This window comes from Desulfomonile tiedjei DSM 6799, from assembly GCF_000266945.1.
Lineage (GTDB): Bacteria > Desulfobacterota > Desulfomonilia > Desulfomonilales > Desulfomonilaceae > Desulfomonile > Desulfomonile tiedjei.
Genome location: NC_018025.1, coordinates 3,042,110 through 3,059,910, shown reverse-complemented (window position 1 = coordinate 3,059,910; position 17,801 = coordinate 3,042,110). Strand labels below are relative to the sequence as shown.

Below are 17,801 nucleotides of genomic sequence, written 5' to 3'. Positions count from 1 at the left end.
CCGAAAGGTTCCGGGTGGCTTGGATCGAGACGCCCGCTAATTCATCATAGACTGTTTGAATGCTTAAGCCGCTCCAGGGGGTAAACATGTCGGTGCCTTCTCCATATCTGCCGAAAAATCACGTTCGCGTTGTTACGGCAGCTTCTCTTTTCGACGGCCATGACGCAGCCATTAATATTATGCGGAGAATTCTCCAGGCTTCCGGCGCGGAAGTGATTCACCTGGGACACAACCGATCGGTCCTGGAAATTGTGACAGCAGCAATACAAGAGGACGCTCAGGCCATAGGAGTAAGCTGCTATCAGGGCGGCCATGTTGAATTCTTCAAATATCTTGTGGATTTCCTGGCGGAAAAAGGAGCGCCTCACATCAAAGTCTTCGGAGGCGGAGGCGGTGTAATCGTTCCGGAAGAGATTCGTGAACTGGAAACGTACGGCGTGGCCAAGATCTACAGTCCGGATGACGGCCGCCGACTTGGCCTGCAGGGCATGATAAACCATTTCCTTGAACTCAGTGATTTTTCCACGACGGACGGCAACATGGACGGAGATGTCGAAGAACTCGCGCCTTTGCAGTGGCGACTCATAGCTCGATCCATCACTGCCGTAGAAGTAGCAAAGGAATGCGGGAACGGAAACTTACCGGCAATAAGAGATGCTCTCCACAGCAAAGTGGGTGATAAGAAGGTACCCGTTCTTGGAATAACCGGAACAGGTGGAGCAGGGAAATCTTCGCTCACAGACGAAATAGTGCTCCGTTTTCTGAACGATCAAAAAGAGAAGACTGTGGGGATAATTTCCGTCGACCCGACTCGCCGCAAAACTGGAGGAGCGCTGTTGGGAGACCGGATCAGAATGAACTGCATTTACAACGACCGGGTGTACTATCGTTCCCTCGCCACGCGCAACATCGGCATGGAAATTCCGGCACATATGGAAGAATCCATCGAGGTTCTCAAAGCTGCAGGATTCGATCTGATTATTGTGGAAACAGCCGGTATCGGCCAGGGTGACGCAGCAATTGTACCGCTTGTGGATGTGGCTCTGTATGTAATGACATCAGAATTCGGAGCCCAAAGCCAGCTCGAAAAAATAGACATGCTGGATTTCGCGGATCTCGTTGCTGTCAACAAATACGACAGGCAAGGGTCGGAAGACGCCATACACGATGTTCGAAAACAAATTCAGCGTAACAAAATCTCATTCGGTTCGTCTCTCGAGGAATTCCCGGTCTATGGAACTATTGCATCACGTTTCAACGATGACGGAGTGACCAGTCTCTATGTCGGCATTGTTGAGGAAATAAACCGTAAAACCGGAGTTAATTGGGTAACGAGCTACAAGGCCAGGCCTGATAAGAAATCGTCTTCAAAGACCATCATCATTCCCCCGGAACGAACTCGGTATTTGTCCGAAATTGCGGCAGTCATCAGAAGATACCATGAATGGGGAAAGGAGCAGGAGAACCTTGTCCGAAGAATTTGGCAACTCGACGCAGCGGCAAAAGCGTTGAGAGAAGAAGGTATAGAAGAGCACTCGGACGCGCTCGAATCGATAAAGCACCTGCAGGAAAGCATAGAAAGAAGGCTCGATCCGAGGGCCCTGCGTCTTGTTGGCGAATGGGAGGAAATGAAGCATGCATATTCCGGGAAGGAATATGTATTCAAGGTTCGGGGGAAAGAAATCCATGTTCCTCTCCGCTTCCAAACCCTGAGCGGGACGTCTTTGCCCAGAATCGTGCTTCCGAAATTCCAGGATCGCGGCGAGATTCTTAGATGGAGACTCCGAGAAAACCTGCCGGGAATGTTTCCTTACACGTCCGGAGTTTACCCGTTCAAGCGCCAGGATGAAGATCCTACACGCATGTTTGCCGGAGAAGGAGATCCGTTCAGGACAAACAGACGATTCAAGTACTTATCGGAAAACTACGAAGCCAAGAGACTATCCACGGCATTCGACAGCGTAACTCTCTACGGTATGGACCCGGAGGAACGTCCTGATATTTATGGGAAGGTTGGAACTTCCGGAGTATCGGTATGCACCCTGGACGATGTCAAGGAACTCTATCGAGGCTTCGATCTTGCCTCTCCCAATACGTCCGTTTCCATGACGATTAACGGACCTGCCCCCATCATGTTGGCAATGTTCCTGAACACTGCCATAGATCAGAAATTGGACGAATACAGGGCCCAGCACGGGGAACCGGCTCCGGATCAAGCAGCGAAAATCAAGGCTGACGTCCTGATGAATGTCAGAGGCACCGTGCAGGCTGACATACTCAAGGAGGATCAAGGACAGAACACCTGCATTTTCTCCACAGATTTCTCGCTGAAAATGATGGGGGATATCCAGGAATATTTCATCCAAAATGAAGTGCGCAACTTCTATTCCGTTTCTATTTCCGGATATCACATTGCCGAGGCCGGGGCTAATCCGATTACGCAACTGGCCCTGACTCTGGCCAACGGTTTCACGTACGTCGAATACTATTTATCCCGTGGCATGCGCATAGACGCGTTCGCTCCCAATCTGTCGTTCTTTTTCTCCAACGGACTGGAACCTGAATACAGCGTTATCGGCCGGGTGGCTCGGCGCATCTGGGCAATCGCCATGAGAGAAAAATACGGTGCGAACGAACGTTCCCAGATGCTCAAATATCATGTCCAGACCAGCGGACGATCGCTGCACGCGCAGGACATTCAGTTCAACGACATTCGGACTACGTTGCAGGGGCTTATCGCCATCTACGACAACTGCAATTCTCTGCACACCAATTCCTATGATGAGGCAATCACGACTCCCACAGAGGAATCGGTTCGCCGCGCGCTGGCCATTCAACTAATCATTAATAAAGAATGGGGCATCAGCAGAATCGATAATATCAATCAAGGAAGCTTTGTCATCGAGGAATTGACGGACCTTGTCGAAGAAGCGGTGCTTCAGGAATTCGATCGCATATCCCAGAGGGGCGGCGTTCTCGGAGCAATGGAAACCGGATATCAGCGCACCAAGATCCAGGATGAATCGCTCTACTATGAAAACCTGAAATCAACCGGCGAATACCCCATTATCGGAGTAAACACCTTCATCAACCCTTACGCGGATTACGAGGATCTATGTAAAGTCGAGTTGGCCAGAGCCACCGAGGATGAGAAAAAATCGCAGCTTACGCGGTTACAGGAATTCCAGGAAAGAAACAAAGCCATGTGCGATATTTCTCTGAACAGACTTTTCAGAGTGGCTCAGACGGGCGGAAACATTTTTGAAGAACTCATGGAGACAGTCAAATACTGTTCGTTGGGACAGATATCCCGAGCCTTGTTTCAGGCAGGCGGACAGTACAGGAGGAGCATGTAGCCGAGCAGCAGGCAATCTGCGCCCTGGAAGGGCGGTCCAATAATAGTCACGGGTGTCAGAAGCTGTCTCAAAAGTCGAAATTCATCCCAAATCGTGGCACGAAATTCTCATCATCTTCACGGCCTGATTGTAGGGGCGCCCCTCGTGGGTGCCCGGTAGTGACCGGCCTCCGTGCCGGTCATTGCGGAAGGGCAGGCACGAGACCTGCCCCTACAAGGATGATGAATCGTGGCACGATGTGTTGTGCATTCGAGAATTTTGAGACAGTTTGGTCAACCCGTGGACAGTGCGATATCCACAAGTATGGTTCAACGACCCTGAAAGGGTCTACCAACAGGCAATGATTCCCAAATGTGATTGATGGACCCTTTTCAGGGTCCCGAGAACAAAGGATTTGCCGTATCGCTTCCGTGGGCTTGCACCCACGGCTATTGTTTCTTGTTACGTAGCCCCTTCGGGGCCGAAGATATCTCTCCCATGCGTAACTGAATAGTTGCGAGAAGAGTTAAGACGTAGTTGATAGTTTTTGAAACAGACTACTGCTAATTGATGCTTGAGGTCATAAACAGATGAATATTGCCCAAGGAGTGATCTTGGTTGTGGGAGGAGTCATTGGACTTGTTGTTACCAGACATCTGACCTGCAATGCGTACAAGAAGTCAGGTCTAGATGCCCCTACAGAATTTCTGAAAGCACCACAGGACGCAGGAATAGTGCCAAGGTATGTATCTATTTTGAATTTAGCCTCCTGGCTAATGGTGATTGTAGGTATGTTCCGTCTCGGTTCTCGATTAACTCACATTTTTTGAGATTCTGTTAGATGTATGTTCTTGCTTTCAACTTTTTGATATGGCTGACCGAATAAAATGACGTTGAGGAAAAACCGGGTGAGCGGTGATGCCTTTCAATAACGGTGAGCGGTTGATCGCTTCTTGAGAAGCGCTTTAGACTACAAATCGAGCTGAACTCCCTCTCTTACCCGGTATGATTTCCAGCCTAGCATCGATTCGTTCTGTGAGCTCGGGCACGTGAGAGATTACTCCCACCAGTCTGCCTTCCTGCTTCAGCTCCATCAGCGCGCGTAAGGCGAGGTCCAGAGCCTCCGGGTCCAAGCTGCCGAATCCTTCGTCGACGAAAATCGTGTCCAGGTGGATTCCTCCGGCATAAGCCTGCACAGTATCCGCAAGCCCTAACGCCAGGGCCAGAGATGCGAGGAAACTCTCCCCTCCGGATAGAGTGTACACAGGTCTTGAAGTCCCGGTGAATGTGTCGTGCACTTCTAAATCCAGTCCACCCGGAACTCTGCGATCCGCTTGCGTCGTCACTCGATGCAGGTGAAACCGGCTGTTGCTCATTATCTTGAGTCGTTTGGAAGCCGCAGCGAGAACATCGTCAAGGAGAGCGGCAAGAACAAACCGCTGAAACGTAATCCTGTCCCGGTTCGTTCCGTTTGCCGCCTGAGATATGGAGCCTGTGAGGGAATATTGCGATTCCAATGTGACAAGCTGTTTGCCGATTGTCGAATGATCGGAGAGAAAGCGCGTCACTCGCTGAAGCTCCTCATTGAGCTTCACTTCTTCCCGTAATGCTTCTTCGAGCGACTTTCGAGCTTCCTGCGCGGCCTTTTGCAGCGTCCCCATATCGGGTTCCGCAAGATTTTCGGCATTCGCATCGGCTCGATGAACCCTGTCCTTGGCTGCTCTTAAGTTGCCCTCGAATTCCCGAATGCGCGTTTCCATGAGTCTGATTTCTTCAGAGGTTCTTTTTGCTGCAAGGAACGCTTTCTCGTCAGGAAATTGAGCTTCTTTCAGACTCCTGTGAAATTCTTCTCTCTGGATAAGCAGTCGGCTCGATGCAACTGCAGCCGTATCTTCAGCGGCTTTCCGGCCGGCCTGAAATCCGTGGAAAAGCTCATTGGCATGCAATGCCGCGTTTCGCGCTTTGTTCAAATCGGCTTCCATGGCCGCAATCTTCTTTTTCACGGAGGTTTTTTCACGTTCGAACTTCTCCGGTTCCTGCATATGTTCCGGAAGTTGCTCTTTCAGAGCGGCACACTGTGCCTGAATAGTCTGCAAGCGAGATAGAGATTCGGTTCGTCGAACTTCCGCTTTTGAAAACGTATCTTCACATCCGGATATGGAACGCTCAAGATTTTCGGCCTGTTCTGCGAGAAGAGCCGCTACTTTTCGCGCCTGTTGTGATTTCTTCAATTCAAGCTTTAAATTTTTGAGCTCGGCCTGCAGCTCGAGAGGCTCCTTGTTTCCATGAGAACCAAGCGCTTCCTTGCGGGCTTCAGCCTCTGAACGTATTTGCATGAGGGCAAGCTCCCGTTGAGTCTTTTCTCGATGGCATTCCTCTACTTTGGAGCGGAACTGATCTATTTGGGCCTTCTTTCGTTTGATTCGAGTCAGATCCGGTGTCTTCAGGTCCAGAGGAGCAGGAGCCGGGTGTTCTTTTGAACCACATACCGGACAGGGAACGCCCTCTGAGAGACTAGAGGCCAATAAGGCTGCTTGCCCGCGTATCCACTCTTGTTCAAGGTGATCGTACTCGACAAGTGCCTTCGCTAAATGCGCTTCGGCTTGGGAGAGCTCATCCGATATTCCATGGAGAGACTTCGACTCGATATTTTCGGAGGCATTCAGGGATTCCAGTTTCTTGAAAATTGCGTATGCTTGCTCGATTTCAGCAATCTTGAGGCTGTAGAACTCCTCGCGTGCGGCGGCCTTCTCAGCTCGTTCCTGTTCGGGCAGAATTTCCGCCATCTGCGATTTACACTTCTCCAAGGCTTCTCTTGTCTTTTGCAGATCTGCTTCTCTTTGTTGGAACTCTTTTGTCGCTCGAGATAACTCCTGCCGCACAGTTTGCAGTTGTTTTACCTGCGGAGTGAGATTTTCCAATTGGGCGAATCTCTGTTTGTACTTCTCGACGACCGGTGCCTTTTCTTCCTCCGCTGCAAGAGCCTGCGAGGCGCTTTCTTTCTGTTCTGCTGCGCCCTGAAGATCTTTCCTCGCTTGATCGAGCCGACGGTTTGCCTCATCCGATTCCTGAGTCCGCAAGGTGAGCATGTTAGCCTGAGGAATTACTGCCGCGGCCTTGTGAGCTGCAGCCAAAACATTCTTTTGTGCGTCGTAGGCTTCGGTCTTCAGTTCCAGGTTTTGGAGCGCCTTTCTTGCCGCATTCAGCTCATCGAGCTTTTCTCTAGCTGCCCTTCCCTCGTTCAACTGATCTCGGGTTTGTTCTTCAGAACGCTTTAAATGCTTCAATTTTTGCCGGAATTCGGAACATCGATGCTCCAATGCGGATCTCCGCTCTCTTAATTCATCCGCGGATGTGGCATCTGCCTGACCTAAAAGGAATCCGAGCTTAGTCTGGGCATCTTTGATCTGCAGTTCCAAATCTCTTGCGGCTTGCTTCAGCGCTTCTTCGATTCGTCGATAGAATTCCGTTCTGAACAAGACTTCCAGAATGGCCTGTTTTTCCTTTGAATCGGCCAACAATAAACGCCGAAACTCGCCCTGTGGCAGCATCACGACCTGCCGGAACTGGTCGCTACGAAAACCGACCAGCCGCTCGATTTCTTCTGTGACGCGTTTCCATTGAGTCGCTACAACAGTGCCTTCAATCTCATCGGATTCCAGGCCGGTACGTTTGTGGAGGATTGCTTCCGGTCTTACTATCGATGTCTTGCCTCCTTTGCCGGGACGCGTTTGTTCGGGTTTTCGGTACACCCGGTACACATCAGGCCCGAGGCTGAAATCAAACTGCACTTCGGTTTGCACGTCAGAAGAAGCATGATCGCTGCGCACTTGTTTGGGTTCCCTGTGCATTCCTGAGCAGACGCCATACAAAGCGAAACACATGGCATCCAGGACACTTGTTTTTCCGGATCCTGTAGGCCCATGAATCAGGAAGAGCATACGATTACGCAACGTCCGAAAATCGAATATCTGTTCGTCCGGATAAGGGCCGAATGCCTTCACTACTAATTTCAACGGTTTCATGGGATTGCCGACTCCCGGTCCTTCTGTCTCAAAGCGCTCACGATGGTGTCATAAGCCTGAGCCTGCTCCTGCGACAGCTCGTTTCCGGTAACTTCTTGATAGAACGCAGCAAATAAATCGGCATCGCTCAGTTTTCGGTGATCGCCGGGGGCTCGGCCGCTTCCCCCTCCTGCTTCCAGATGAGGCCGTTCGATATGCAGAGTATTGGGATAGATTTCCCTGATCTTGCCCATTACATCAAGGATGGGAGTCTGATCCAAAAGGGATACAAGTAGGTAATCGTCGCGACTTTCGCCATTTGCCGGTCCTTGAAGAATGTCGGTGAGAAATCCGGAGATGCGACGAACGTCCCGTCTGACGGTCAGAGCAACGCTGTCCACCTGACACGTGCCGTCACGGTCGAACTCAACCAGGTGCACAACCTTCTTGTGGTCCGCCTCCGAGAAAGAATACTTGAGCAGAGAACCTGAATAACGGATCTGAGACCCTCCTGCGGTCTGAGGCCTGTGCAAATGTCCCAGAGCAACGTAATGGAAATCCGAGAAAACGGAAGCGTTGACGCAGTCAACGCCGCCTATACTGAGAGGACGCTCTGATTCTGCCTCTTCACATCCTGAGATAAATGCATGAGCAAGGAGTACTGACCGTTCTCCCGGGGTTCGCGACCGGGTGTCCAACATGGCCTTTATAGCGGATTCATGACCCGTCAGTTCCTCACACGAGAGCTTTTCTCTCACCAGGGCAGGTTCTGCATAGGGAAGGCTATAAAAGCTCACCGCTCCGTGTGCGTCGTGGAGAATAACCGGAAGAAATTTTTCAGTGACCGAGCCGAATACGTGCAGTCCTTGCCGGGAAAAGACCTTGGCCCCGAAATCCATACGAATAGGGCTGTCATGATTTCCGGCTATAGCGATCACTGTCAGGTTCAGATCCGTAACCATCTCTGACAGGAATTCATCGAGCAATTCCACTGCATCCGGAGGAGGAACTGCCCTGTCATAAACGTCTCCGCAAATTAGCAGAGCATCCGGATTACAGTCCCTGATGAAGAGCGCTAGCTGCCCTAGCGCATGGGCCTGATCCTCTATGAGTCGTTGCCCATGCAGAATCCGCCCCAGGTGCCAATCTGCGGTATGTACGAATCTCATGAATCCTCTCGATCTCTGAGGCGAACTTTATACTCCAATACGGGGTGAGTTGAGAAGTGTTTCGAGTAATTTTTCTCTCATTGAAGAAAACTGATGCAGGTCAGGACTTAGAATTGCAGGAGACAGATGTAATACCATTTCGCAGTTGTGCACATAAGATAGCGAAGGCTGGGGTGTCCTGAGCGGAATGATTAGACGGCTCTGCGTCGTCCGGAGCGAGGGATACTCCAGCCTCCCAGATCATCAAAAGAGAAGCGAATCAGTATAAGAAGTTCTCGATCGGGTTAGTTGTCATCTCAATACGGACTCGGCACTAGAGTCCCCTGATCTTGTACACAATTGAATTCGTTGAATCCTTGTGCATGAGGTCGATTTCCGCTATTCCGCTCTTCACAAGTTCCTGGATGATTCTTTCCGCTCTGTCGAGAGTGACGTCGAGTTCAAGGGCCAAGCGTGTCGCCGTAAGACAGTTACCGTATTTCGCCGCGACGATAATGGCTTCATTGGTATCTTTGAGACGTGGACGCCACGCGAGAAGCGCGCTCCCTCCCGCGATCATGGCCAGTGCGGTGAGCACTGTCTCCGGACCGATCAAGGTAAACGCATACAATGGACAAGACGTGAAGAGGAGCATACAGCCGAGAGCGATCAAACCGCGACCTCCCCATTTTCTTCGAGAAGCCTTGCGCGCCTTTTCTTCCAGATGATCTTCTACGAGATGCCGCATATGGGCTTGTTCCGTCTGCGTCGACACATCCAATCGACTCGGAGTACTGACGGTATCGTCTTCTCTTACCTTTTTCTCGTATTCTGGAGCTCTCTTTTTTCGGGTCAAATCAAGCGTATCGAATTTTTCCATGTTTCATCCCAAACGAGCTTTTGCTGAAATATCGCAACCCTGAATAACGTTGAATCATCGGCATTGTCTTTCATGCAATCCGGTTTCCTCGATTGTCCCGACTCGCGCAGTCCAGAGTTTCCTGTATTCTCTCATATCCCATTTTATTTTCATTTTTTTCATACACAAGTCCCCGCTGATACAGATTTATAACAAGCGACTTTTCCCGAAAATTCTCAATAAGATGTGGAGCACTTCGGAGATGCAAGATCTTGACAGCGAGAGTAGGTTTTGTAAACCTAAAACAAAGGTACTTTCCGTGGCGTCAAGTTCTCTTTGTTCGGAATTACCTTCAATTAATATTTTTCGATAATGTCCCGATAGAAACGGAGTTCCTGTTTGATTGTCCCTAACCTGAAATTAGTATTCTTTGTCGGTATTTCATATGAGTAATGACCCTTGAAAAGAACCGCAAATTGGGGGAAATCACCTTTTTTTCGTTCACACTCGGAGGAGGATAGTATGAAAACCGCATATCGCCGGATTCTCACAGCCTTTTTGACAAATCTGTTGGTCGCCGGTGTATGGATAATTCCAGCATTTGCTCAACAGATAGGTTCGGTTCAGGCGGTGGAAGGAGGCGTTTACATGCGGCACTCCGATGAGTCGGAGTTCCGACAGGCAAATAAAGGTGACCCCGTAGCAATTGGAGATACGTTTCAAAGCGACAAAGACAGTAAAGGGCTGGTGTCATTCGTTAACAACAGTCATACTTCCATGGGACAGTTGTCTGAAATCTACTTCTACGATCTGGAAAAATCAGGGCAGACGAGCCACTTCAGCGCAGATATGACCGAAGGAATTATCCGGTTTGTCCACAAGCTGCCCAACTCGGATCCTCCTTCATCTTATACGATCGTAACCCCCACAGCCCTCATCAATGTGGAACCGACAGATCGGCCTGTGGACTTCGTGGTGAACGTGTACAATCCGAAGCAGACTACGGTGACTGTGATTTGGGGCCGTGTTCGAGTGAAGAACATTCTGGACGAATTGCCGGCAGAGCAGCTCCTGACATCCTGCCAGCGATCCGATATCGATGAGCGCAAGGAGCCTACAAAACCGGTAACAGTTTCATCGCAGACGATGAAGGATCTTATCGACCAGACCACTATCCCCGGAACCCTCCCTCAAGACGTACCTTCTTGTGAAGAAACCTACATCATACAGCCGCCTTCCTACGGAGCTGTCCCGGAGGTCGGGGTTGACGTCTATTATCCGCCTGCAGTTCCGTGGGTTCCAGTGAGACCATGCCGAGGCTGTGAAGTTTGGAATGGAGATCGTTGCGTGCCATGCGATTGGATTGGCATGGAATGCATCGGCGGAAGATGCGTGCGGAAGAACTGTCGCAGATGCACTGTCTGGGATGGCAGACGATGCCTTCCATGCCGGGACGTAGGAAGAGAATGTGTGGACGGTCGATGTGTTCCGTCCCGTTGTCGCGAATGCACTGTGTGGAACGGAAGACGCTGTGTACCCTGTAGAGAGCTCGGACTGGACTGCGAACGCGGTCGATGTGTCCAAAAATCATGTCGTGAGTGCACGGTCTTCCGCAATAATCGCTGCATCCCCTGCGCAGAACTCGGCCTTGTATGTCAAAACGGCAGGTGTGTCCGGAAAGATTGCCCGAGTTGCTCATTCTGGAACGGGCAACGATGTGTGCCCTGTGAAGAAATGGGCAGAGTCTGCAGAGGCGGTAGATGCGTTCCGCGCAGAGAATGCGATCAATGCACTTTCTGGAATGGCAGCCGTTGCGTGTCCTGCGGAGAACTCGGCATGACCTGCGTAGGAGGCCGTTGCGTGCACCGGCCCTGTGGAGCTTGTCAGGAAAGGCGCGGCTCGAATTGTGTTTCGTGCGAATCCCTGGGGCTGACCTGTCTCGAAGGCCGTTGCACCAGGCGACCCGGTCCTCCCGATGTTGAGCGCCCTGGACCCGAGAGGCCGCCATTGCCGCCCGGTGTGCTTCCGGGGAGACCCGAAAGACCTGAAAGACCTGAACGTCCAGGAAGACCCGGAAGGATACCTGAAGTGACACCGGAACGCCCTGAAAGGCCTGAACGCCCTGGAGTTCCTGAAAAGCCGGAGGTCAGACCTGAAAGACCAGAGCGCCCAGAGCGCCCGGAGCGGCCCGGAAGACCTGAAAGACCTCCAGAGGTGAGACCTGAACGTCCGCGTCCGGAAAGACCTGAGAGACCTGAAGTGAAACCGGAACGCCCCGGAATGCCTGGACGGGTGCCTGAAGTGAAACCCGAACGGCCTGAAAGGCCGGAACGCCCTGGAGTTCCTGAAAAGCCGGAGGTCAGACCTGAAAGACCGGAACGGCCGTCCCGACCTGAGCGGACACCGGAAATGAGACCGCAAAGACCGGAACCTCCCGGAAGACCCGAAAGAGCACCGGAAACAAAGCAAGAGCGGCCTCAGCCGCAACCCCAGGTTCGGCCCGAACCACGTCGAGAGGAACGGCCTCAACCACAACCTCAGGTCAGACCGGAACCACAACGACAGGAACGGCCTCAGCCACAACAACAAGTTCGACCGGAGCCTCCCAGACCGGGGCCTCCTCATAGACCCGGGCAAAAACCGGAGGATCGTGATTAGGAACTGCGTGAGAGCGCTCTTATAGCGGTTATCGAAAGTCTTGATGGAATCCAATGCCTGCTATGGGAAGAATCAGTAGCGCCGGCGTCCCTGCCGGCGAGAACTTATTGATTTGTTCGGTGAATTGTTCGCCGGCACGGAGGCCGGCGCTACCAATTGCTGGGAACTGCTCTTGACAATCCGTGATTACTTTCGAGAATCGGTATAGGTGGGCGCTCTCAATCGAATTTCTTCCTTTGGAAAATCCAAAAGGGGTTGCGCAGAGCGCTTTTTTTGAACAAAATAAGACGAAAAGTGACAGTGTAATGAATGGGGACATCTCAGCAGAGAGGCAATTTTGCGCATACTTTTAATTATTGCATGTACATTGTCTGTGGCCATACTCCTGAACGGCTGCGGTTCCAAGCATCTTACCAAGAACCTTGAACTGGGAGACGTAATCAACGAGGCTGAGAAGAAATCCAGTCTTATAAAGCAATTTCGAACGGAATTCGTTAAGACGCGGCGCAATTCGGTTTTTAATCGCGAGATGAAAGCCAAAGGTGTTCTCCTTTTTCAGAAGCCGAATAAATTTCAGCTTACCCTCACCGGAGACATTAACGTCGAGATTCTGTCAAACGGGAAAATAATCACGATGACCCACGACGGCTCGGATGTGGAAGTCTTCAAAATTCACGGTGAGCGAGATCTTTCCAAATTTGCGGATCCTCTAATGCTTCTCATACAGAGTGTCGGCAACGGTAGTCTCCGGAAGTTCTCTGTGATGAAAAGCGAACAGCATGATGACGTGCTGACCACGGAAATCGTTCCTTCAAACCAGAACGAGTTCGAGCGCATACAATCAGTCAACCTGGCGATTATGGAATCCGGCGAAATCAAAAAAGTGGCTATAAAATTTAAGAATGGTGATGTTGATGAGACTGAGTTTGCTTCCTGGTCGCTGCTCGCTCAAGATGACCCGCAAATACTTTCATTGAATCAAAGACTGAATCAAATCAGCGAGAATCAGCGCTATGAAGCTCAGGATATAAAAGGGCGCGAAAATCAGGAAGAAGACGAAGACAAAGGAGTTGTTGATTCTTCACTGGCGCAGAGAATGCCTACCTATTTTCCGGAAGGTAACTGACATCTATATCCAAATTGATGAAGCGCCATGAATTCCCGAGAAAACGGGCTTGGTCCCATCCCTGGAGTTCCGGGCAAGCCCATACGCCCTGTTTGGGTACGTCAATGGCTGTATCGGGAAAACGTTCTCCTTTTTGAAAGAAACGCGCCTCCCATTTTTGACCTCTAATCCGGTAATATCTCCTGTCGATCATGTAACGGACGCTCGGTTATCGAGGTGACATCAATGACTTGCGCCACGGACTCTTAATATGTTTTTTGCACATTCCTCCGTACACCATGAGAGGAGATGTAAGCAGCAATGAAAGAACGCCCACAAGTCCAGCTATCATCATCAAGGGGATCATTGCTGTCAGGAACCACAACGTGCGTATTTTGGCAGCGGTCGACTTCTGCATTGAACCCTCTCAGTTACGGCGGGAGGCATGAACGGAGACTTTGTGTCCGCCTTTTGTCCTCAAAACACCCACAAGATCCCCCTGGGGCGTGACATTCCCGGAAAAGACATGTCCACTATAATGGCTTGCCTGAAACCGATTTCCATCCGTGACGCCCGAGAAATGGTAAGTGTTTTTCTTTCCAGCCGAATACACGTGTGCCACTCCCTGAATGTTGCTGCCGTTCTGTTCTATATTGGCCCGTATTGTCGATCCCATGACTGAGGCCTCATAGTTTCCCGATATGTCCCTCTGAGCGAACGCGGTAACGGTCAAGAGCAGAATCATCACAGTCACAAGAGCAGCAGATTTTCCATACATTGAAACCTCCAACGTTGCCGGAAACTTTTTTCGTTTAGATACCGGCACCGATAACTTGTTCCCAAATTTGTCCCACTATCAACAATGGTACTACTCGGCAGGATCGAGACTCATGGTATGTCCAAACGAACCGTTCCGGTAAACCAACGTTCTGCACGACGTGCCAGACGTCTGGCTTGGCGCGGATCTCCGAAGACAATCGCCGAGAACCTCCCTTCAATGCTGCGCACTATCAGTAAGCTTGAATGAAGTGTTCTCAATTCGCCCGAGTCTTGAAGTTCAGCAGCGCCCGATTCAAGAAAGAGCACGGAATCTTTGTCCGATTCTTCGACGGCAACCACGATGGTTTGAGCCATTCCAAGAAGAAAATGCCGATCCGGGCGGGGTGTCCCACTCTGCAAGAATATCTCCGGACTTCTTTCTTCGTATAGTGCGATAACCAGATCCAATTCCATGTCGAGTAGAGCAAAATCCGGATTCGGACTAATTGTCAACCGCATTACTTAGAACCGTGAGAAGCATGCAGAAGGAGTTCAGGCTTTTTCACGAGCCGTTGCCGGAGTGATTCGGCAAGAATCACCGTTGCTGTCTGGGCCACATTGAGAGAATCTATCGTGCCCAACATGGGAATCGAAATTGTGCCATCGCATTTTTCACGGACGAGTCTTCGGATACCGCTGAATTCGGAACCGAACACAACTGCGATCTTTTCGGTAAGATCCATGGCGTACACTGAGGAACTCGCGCGCGCGTCGGCAGCGTAAATCCAGAATCCCAGATCTTTTAATCCGTCAATTTCCCGAGCCAAATTTACGATTCTCGCAACCAGGACATGAGCAGAAGCGCCCGCAGCGGCCTTTTCTACAGCAGGAGTCACAGGAACGGCACGATCCTTCGTGAGAACGACGCCCGAAGCTCCCAAACAGTGGCAACTCCTCAGTATTGTGCCCAGGTTCGATGGGTCCTGAATCTCATCGAGGATTACCAGCAAACCTTCTGCCTCTTGGGACGTCAAATCACTCAAATCCGCATAGGGAAACGGTCCCACAGATGCTGCAATGCCCTGATGATGCTGAGATCCGCAAAACGCAGCGAGATCTTTGGGATTCATCTTGTTTATGGGGATTCCGGCGAGTTCAAACTGGGCAGTCAATGAGTCCAGTCTGCTGTCTCGGGAAATAAAGACTTCTTCTATCAAGCGTTTTCTTGCCCTGAAATTTTCCAGGACCGGATGAACCCCATAAAGAACAGTCTTGGTTGAGGATTTAGTCCTTTTCAATCGATATAGGTGCTTCTTTTTTGTCCAGGGATTCTTCAGCCGTCGGCATTTTCGCCAACACTTTGGATGCCGCTATTTCTCTCAAAGCCATGACAACCTCTCGGTTGTCTCTGTCGCGCACCGTCAGAGGCGCCCCTCTTTTTAATTCTTTCGTTCTCTTGGATGCAAGGATCACCAGAGCAAAACGATTCTCCACCTTCTCCAGACAATCTTCAACTGTTACTCTCGCCATTTGTGTCTCACTTATTCTATATTTTGTGTTTGTTCCCGGATCTTCTCCAGTTCCGATTTCATATAAACAACGTGCGATGAAATTTCCGTAGATGCTGATTTCGATCCCAACGTATTGACTTCCCGGTTGATTTCCTGAAGCAGAAAATCCAGTTTTCTTCCCAGGGGCGAACCTTCGGAGAAGAATCCCATGAACTGCTCCAGATGACTGTTCAGCCGGATCAATTCCTCTGTCACGTCCGACTTATCCGCAATAATCGCAACTTCTTGAGTAAGCCGGTCCGGGTCCAATTCCATGCCGCCTGTAAGTTCTTTGATCCGCCTCTCCAAACGTTCTTTAGCCGCAACCACTACCTGTTGGACCAGCGGCGAAATCCGGGAAGCGGTTTCTTTGATTGAGAGCAATCTGTTTTCGATATCATTCCACAAGGTTGCGCCCTCAGCGCATCTCATTTCATCCAGTGCTCTCATTGCAGTCCCGAGGCTCTCTTCCAGAAGCGGCCATTCGCTTTCCACGAGATCGTCCCGTTCGACTGGAACGACTACATCTTTCAGCCCGATAATGTCGCTTGCCTTTATCTCCGCTGTAAGATTGAATTTTTCTTGTATTCGCTTCAAACAGTTGAAATAGCCGGTCGCAAGCGATTCGTCCAGAGTCACCTCGACAAGGCCGTTTTTCCCGGCACTACGAGTAACCATTATATCGAATTTTCCGCGGTGCACACTATCTGTAACGGTTTTCCGAATTGCCGGCTCGAACACGTTAAATGCTCTCGGGAGCTTGACGGAGAGATCGAGAAAACGGTGGTTTACCGCGCGGATTTCCGTGATGATTTCAACTTCGCCGGAAGCCGAGCGGCCCCGGCCGAACCCGGTCATGCTCTTAATGGGGCGCGTGCGCATGCCGGCTCCGTTAACCTGCATTTGTATTGCTCCCTCAACTGGTTGAGAATCGAAATCAACCCGTTGTCGGCATAATCAGGATATGTCCATTCCAGAGGGTGGTAAGATCCCGATCTGTAAATGAGAGTAAGATCCGCAAATATGCCGTCTTTTAGATATATTCTATGGGCATTGTTCTTGCCTGTGGCCAAGACGAAATTCCCGAGGGTCATGAATCCCGGATCGAGATTGAATGTTCGCTTGCCGTCAATGGTATACGTCTGTTCTATTCGATTCGTCAAGCACTTGACAGGCGCAAGACGACTTCGATCCAAAAGATGCTCGAACACCCACAACCAACGTCGGATTCCGGGCCCCATCTCACGGTCATAGTAAGACGTAAAAGGAAATTCCAACGGCCCGATTTCTTCCTCAACGGGCCCGAGCTCTCTCTCCAAGAGCGGCTTAATCACCGGAAGTATGTTTTCGTCGGGGCACAATACGCTTAGTACGAGCCTTGCAAATTCGGGAACGACGGGGGTACTCATGCAATTCTCTTTGGGGATGCCAGGATGGTTGAGAAGAGGACTTTGAACAGAGAAAATCGGGATTGAGCATTATCTGGCAGGTTCCAATTCCTCATCTAATCCAATCGTTGTTCCTTCCAACATGGATTTGGGCACACCATGACGGGAAGTCTCAAAAACCTTTGGTTCTTCTTCTCGCCTGCGTCGAATAATCTTCAAAGGCTTGGCCGGTTCTGCAGCCAATTCTTCTTTTGGAATGCGTCGCCTTTTTACAGGAGTCGGAATTATCACGGTCTCTGTAATGGGTATTGCCGCTGGTTTTGGTTCTGCAGCGATTTGTTGGGATGCACTTTCGCTAATGACTTTTTCTTCACGAATGTCTGTTGTTGCATCAACCGTTTCGACTGTATCCAATTGTAAAGTCTCCGGAGTTTCAGAAACCGCAGGTGATTTGGTCGTCAGTTTTCCGGAAAACAATTCTGATATACGACCATGCAATGTTATTTTCGTTTTTCTTAAACTGGGAACTTTCGATTTCAACGCTTTTCTGGAAACCGATTGCTGGGCAACTGTGGGTTCCTGAAAACGATCGGTTTCAGTGGGATCGTCTCTTACTTCTTCATCTTTTGCAGTAGTTTTTCTGCTCATATATGACCTTGGAAACAATTCACTTCCTGCATCGCACGTACAACGAGTATCCACATTTGCCGAATCAACGATTTGCTCTCGAGGCATTTCGCCAATAAATTCGCTTGGCCCCATAAGGTTCTTGCCTCTTCTCATGACATCAAATCCTTTTCACTGAATGTATAGGTGTTCTAAAAATATAGCGCGTATCAAAAGGTTTTTCAATGACAAGTTTCAGAAATTCCCGGTTTTTTTCAAAAAGAAATTTCTAACGCGAGAACGAATATGTCTATGGAAGGAGTTACAAACGCGCACATTGCTGCATTATTATCCTCTTCGTTGTAGAAGCTCGCTACATATTTTCCTGA

At 50.2% G+C, this 17,801-nt stretch carries 15 protein-coding genes; 3 read left to right on the top strand and 12 right to left on the bottom strand.

What is annotated here, in order from left to right:
* The first annotated feature begins 92 nt into the window (after positions 1 to 92).
* Positions 93 to 3,356, top strand: coding sequence for a fused isobutyryl-CoA mutase/GTPase IcmF (icmF, locus tag DESTI_RS12815; protein ID WP_435051218.1), 3,264 nt, complete (start codon positions 93 to 95; stop codon positions 3,354 to 3,356).
* A gap of 944 nt (positions 3,357 to 4,300) precedes the next feature.
* Here the strand turns inward: icmF and DESTI_RS12805 are convergent.
* The 3 genes from DESTI_RS12805 to DESTI_RS12795 all read right to left on the bottom strand — a co-directional run bounded on the left by DESTI_RS12805 (position 4,301) and on the right by DESTI_RS12795 (position 9,367).
* Complete coding sequence (locus DESTI_RS12805) at positions 4,301 to 7,360, bottom strand: AAA family ATPase (RefSeq protein ID WP_014810392.1); 3,060 nt, start codon at positions 7,358 to 7,360, stop codon at positions 4,301 to 4,303.
* Positions 7,357 to 8,508 carry an exonuclease SbcCD subunit D gene (locus tag DESTI_RS12800; protein WP_014810391.1) on the bottom strand — a complete coding sequence of 384 codons (1,152 nt, stop codon included), beginning with the start codon at positions 8,506 to 8,508 and terminating at the stop codon, positions 7,357 to 7,359. Before DESTI_RS12800 ends, DESTI_RS12805 begins: the two co-directional genes overlap by 4 nt.
* 313 nt (positions 8,509 to 8,821) lie before the next feature.
* Positions 8,822 to 9,367: a hypothetical protein gene (locus DESTI_RS12795; RefSeq protein WP_014810390.1), complete on the bottom strand. Its 546-nt coding sequence runs from the start codon at positions 9,365 to 9,367 to the stop codon at positions 8,822 to 8,824.
* Between the two features lie 501 nt (positions 9,368 to 9,868).
* Between DESTI_RS12795 and DESTI_RS30755 the strand changes: the two genes are divergently transcribed.
* Both DESTI_RS30755 and DESTI_RS12785 read left to right on the top strand, forming a co-directional pair.
* Positions 9,869 to 12,004, top strand: a complete 2,136-nt coding sequence (locus tag DESTI_RS30755; RefSeq protein WP_014810389.1) for a FecR domain-containing protein — start codon at positions 9,869 to 9,871, stop codon at positions 12,002 to 12,004.
* Between the two features lie 337 nt (positions 12,005 to 12,341).
* A complete protein-coding gene (locus tag DESTI_RS12785; RefSeq protein ID WP_014810388.1) occupies positions 12,342 to 13,130 on the top strand; it encodes a LolA family protein in 789 nt (262 codons plus the stop codon).
* Here the strand turns inward: DESTI_RS12785 and DESTI_RS29975 are convergent.
* From DESTI_RS29975 to DESTI_RS12745, 9 genes are all read right to left on the bottom strand, one after another.
* Positions 13,105 to 13,323, bottom strand: a complete 219-nt coding sequence (locus DESTI_RS29975; RefSeq protein ID WP_014810387.1) for a hypothetical protein — start codon at positions 13,321 to 13,323, stop codon at positions 13,105 to 13,107. The genes DESTI_RS12785 and DESTI_RS29975 overlap by 26 nt on opposite strands.
* 15 nt (positions 13,324 to 13,338) lie before the next feature.
* Positions 13,339 to 13,527 (bottom strand): hypothetical protein, encoded by a 189-nt coding sequence (locus tag DESTI_RS12780; protein WP_014810386.1) that lies wholly within the window; start codon positions 13,525 to 13,527, stop codon positions 13,339 to 13,341.
* A gap of 9 nt (positions 13,528 to 13,536) precedes the next feature.
* Positions 13,537 to 13,887: a hypothetical protein gene (locus DESTI_RS28845; RefSeq protein WP_014810385.1), complete on the bottom strand. Its 351-nt coding sequence runs from the start codon at positions 13,885 to 13,887 to the stop codon at positions 13,537 to 13,539.
* Between the two features lie 110 nt (positions 13,888 to 13,997).
* Complete coding sequence (locus DESTI_RS12770; protein ID WP_014810384.1) at positions 13,998 to 14,387, bottom strand: hypothetical protein; 390 nt, start codon at positions 14,385 to 14,387, stop codon at positions 13,998 to 14,000.
* Positions 14,387 to 15,166, bottom strand: a complete 780-nt coding sequence (gene rlmB, locus DESTI_RS12765) for a 23S rRNA (guanosine(2251)-2'-O)-methyltransferase RlmB (protein ID WP_014810383.1) — start codon at positions 15,164 to 15,166, stop codon at positions 14,387 to 14,389. Before rlmB ends, DESTI_RS12770 begins: the two co-directional genes overlap by 1 nt.
* Entirely contained in the window at positions 15,153 to 15,398 is a 246-nt protein-coding gene (rpoZ, locus tag DESTI_RS12760) for a DNA-directed RNA polymerase subunit omega (protein ID WP_014810382.1), read from the bottom strand. The genes rlmB and rpoZ overlap by 14 nt, the downstream gene beginning before the upstream one ends.
* Before the next feature lie 11 nt (positions 15,399 to 15,409).
* The gene (locus tag DESTI_RS12755) at positions 15,410 to 16,321 is read right to left on the bottom strand and encodes a YicC/YloC family endoribonuclease (RefSeq protein WP_014810381.1); all 912 of its coding nucleotides are present in this window, start codon (positions 16,319 to 16,321) and stop codon (positions 15,410 to 15,412) included.
* A complete protein-coding gene (locus tag DESTI_RS12750) occupies positions 16,273 to 16,827 on the bottom strand; it encodes a DUF4416 family protein (protein ID WP_014810380.1) in 555 nt (184 codons plus the stop codon). Before DESTI_RS12750 ends, DESTI_RS12755 begins: the two co-directional genes overlap by 49 nt.
* Positions 16,828 to 16,896: 69 nt before the next feature.
* Positions 16,897 to 17,589 carry a hypothetical protein gene (locus tag DESTI_RS12745; RefSeq protein WP_014810379.1) on the bottom strand — a complete coding sequence of 231 codons (693 nt, stop codon included), beginning with the start codon at positions 17,587 to 17,589 and terminating at the stop codon, positions 16,897 to 16,899.
* Between the last annotated feature and the right edge of the window lie 212 nt (positions 17,590 to 17,801).

Bases quoted from the DNA above. Each gene is read 5' to 3' on its own strand.
- DESTI_RS12805 (WP_014810392.1), bottom strand. From the start codon at position 7,360: ATGAAACCGTTGAAATTAGTAGTGAAGGCATTCGGCCCTTATCCGGAC.
- DESTI_RS12800 (WP_014810391.1), bottom strand. From the start codon at position 8,508: ATGAGATTCGTACATACCGCAGATTGGCACCTGGGGCGGATTCTGCAT.
- DESTI_RS12795 (WP_014810390.1), bottom strand. From the start codon at position 9,367: ATGGAAAAATTCGATACGCTTGATTTGACCCGAAAAAAGAGAGCTCCA.
- DESTI_RS30755 (WP_014810389.1), top strand. From the start codon at position 9,869: ATGAAAACCGCATATCGCCGGATTCTCACAGCCTTTTTGACAAATCTG.
- DESTI_RS29975 (WP_014810387.1), bottom strand. From the start codon at position 13,323: ATGATCGACAGGAGATATTACCGGATTAGAGGTCAAAAATGGGAGGCG.
- DESTI_RS12780 (WP_014810386.1), bottom strand. From the start codon at position 13,527: ATGCAGAAGTCGACCGCTGCCAAAATACGCACGTTGTGGTTCCTGACA.
- DESTI_RS28845 (WP_014810385.1), bottom strand. From the start codon at position 13,887: ATGTATGGAAAATCTGCTGCTCTTGTGACTGTGATGATTCTGCTCTTG.
- DESTI_RS12770 (WP_014810384.1), bottom strand. From the start codon at position 14,387: ATGCGGTTGACAATTAGTCCGAATCCGGATTTTGCTCTACTCGACATG.
- rpoZ (WP_014810382.1), bottom strand. From the start codon at position 15,398: ATGGCGAGAGTAACAGTTGAAGATTGTCTGGAGAAGGTGGAGAATCGT.
- DESTI_RS12755 (WP_014810381.1), bottom strand. From the start codon at position 16,321: ATGCAGGTTAACGGAGCCGGCATGCGCACGCGCCCCATTAAGAGCATG.
- DESTI_RS12750 (WP_014810380.1), bottom strand. From the start codon at position 16,827: ATGAGTACCCCCGTCGTTCCCGAATTTGCAAGGCTCGTACTAAGCGTA.
- DESTI_RS12745 (WP_014810379.1), bottom strand. From the start codon at position 17,589: ATGAGAAGAGGCAAGAACCTTATGGGGCCAAGCGAATTTATTGGCGAA.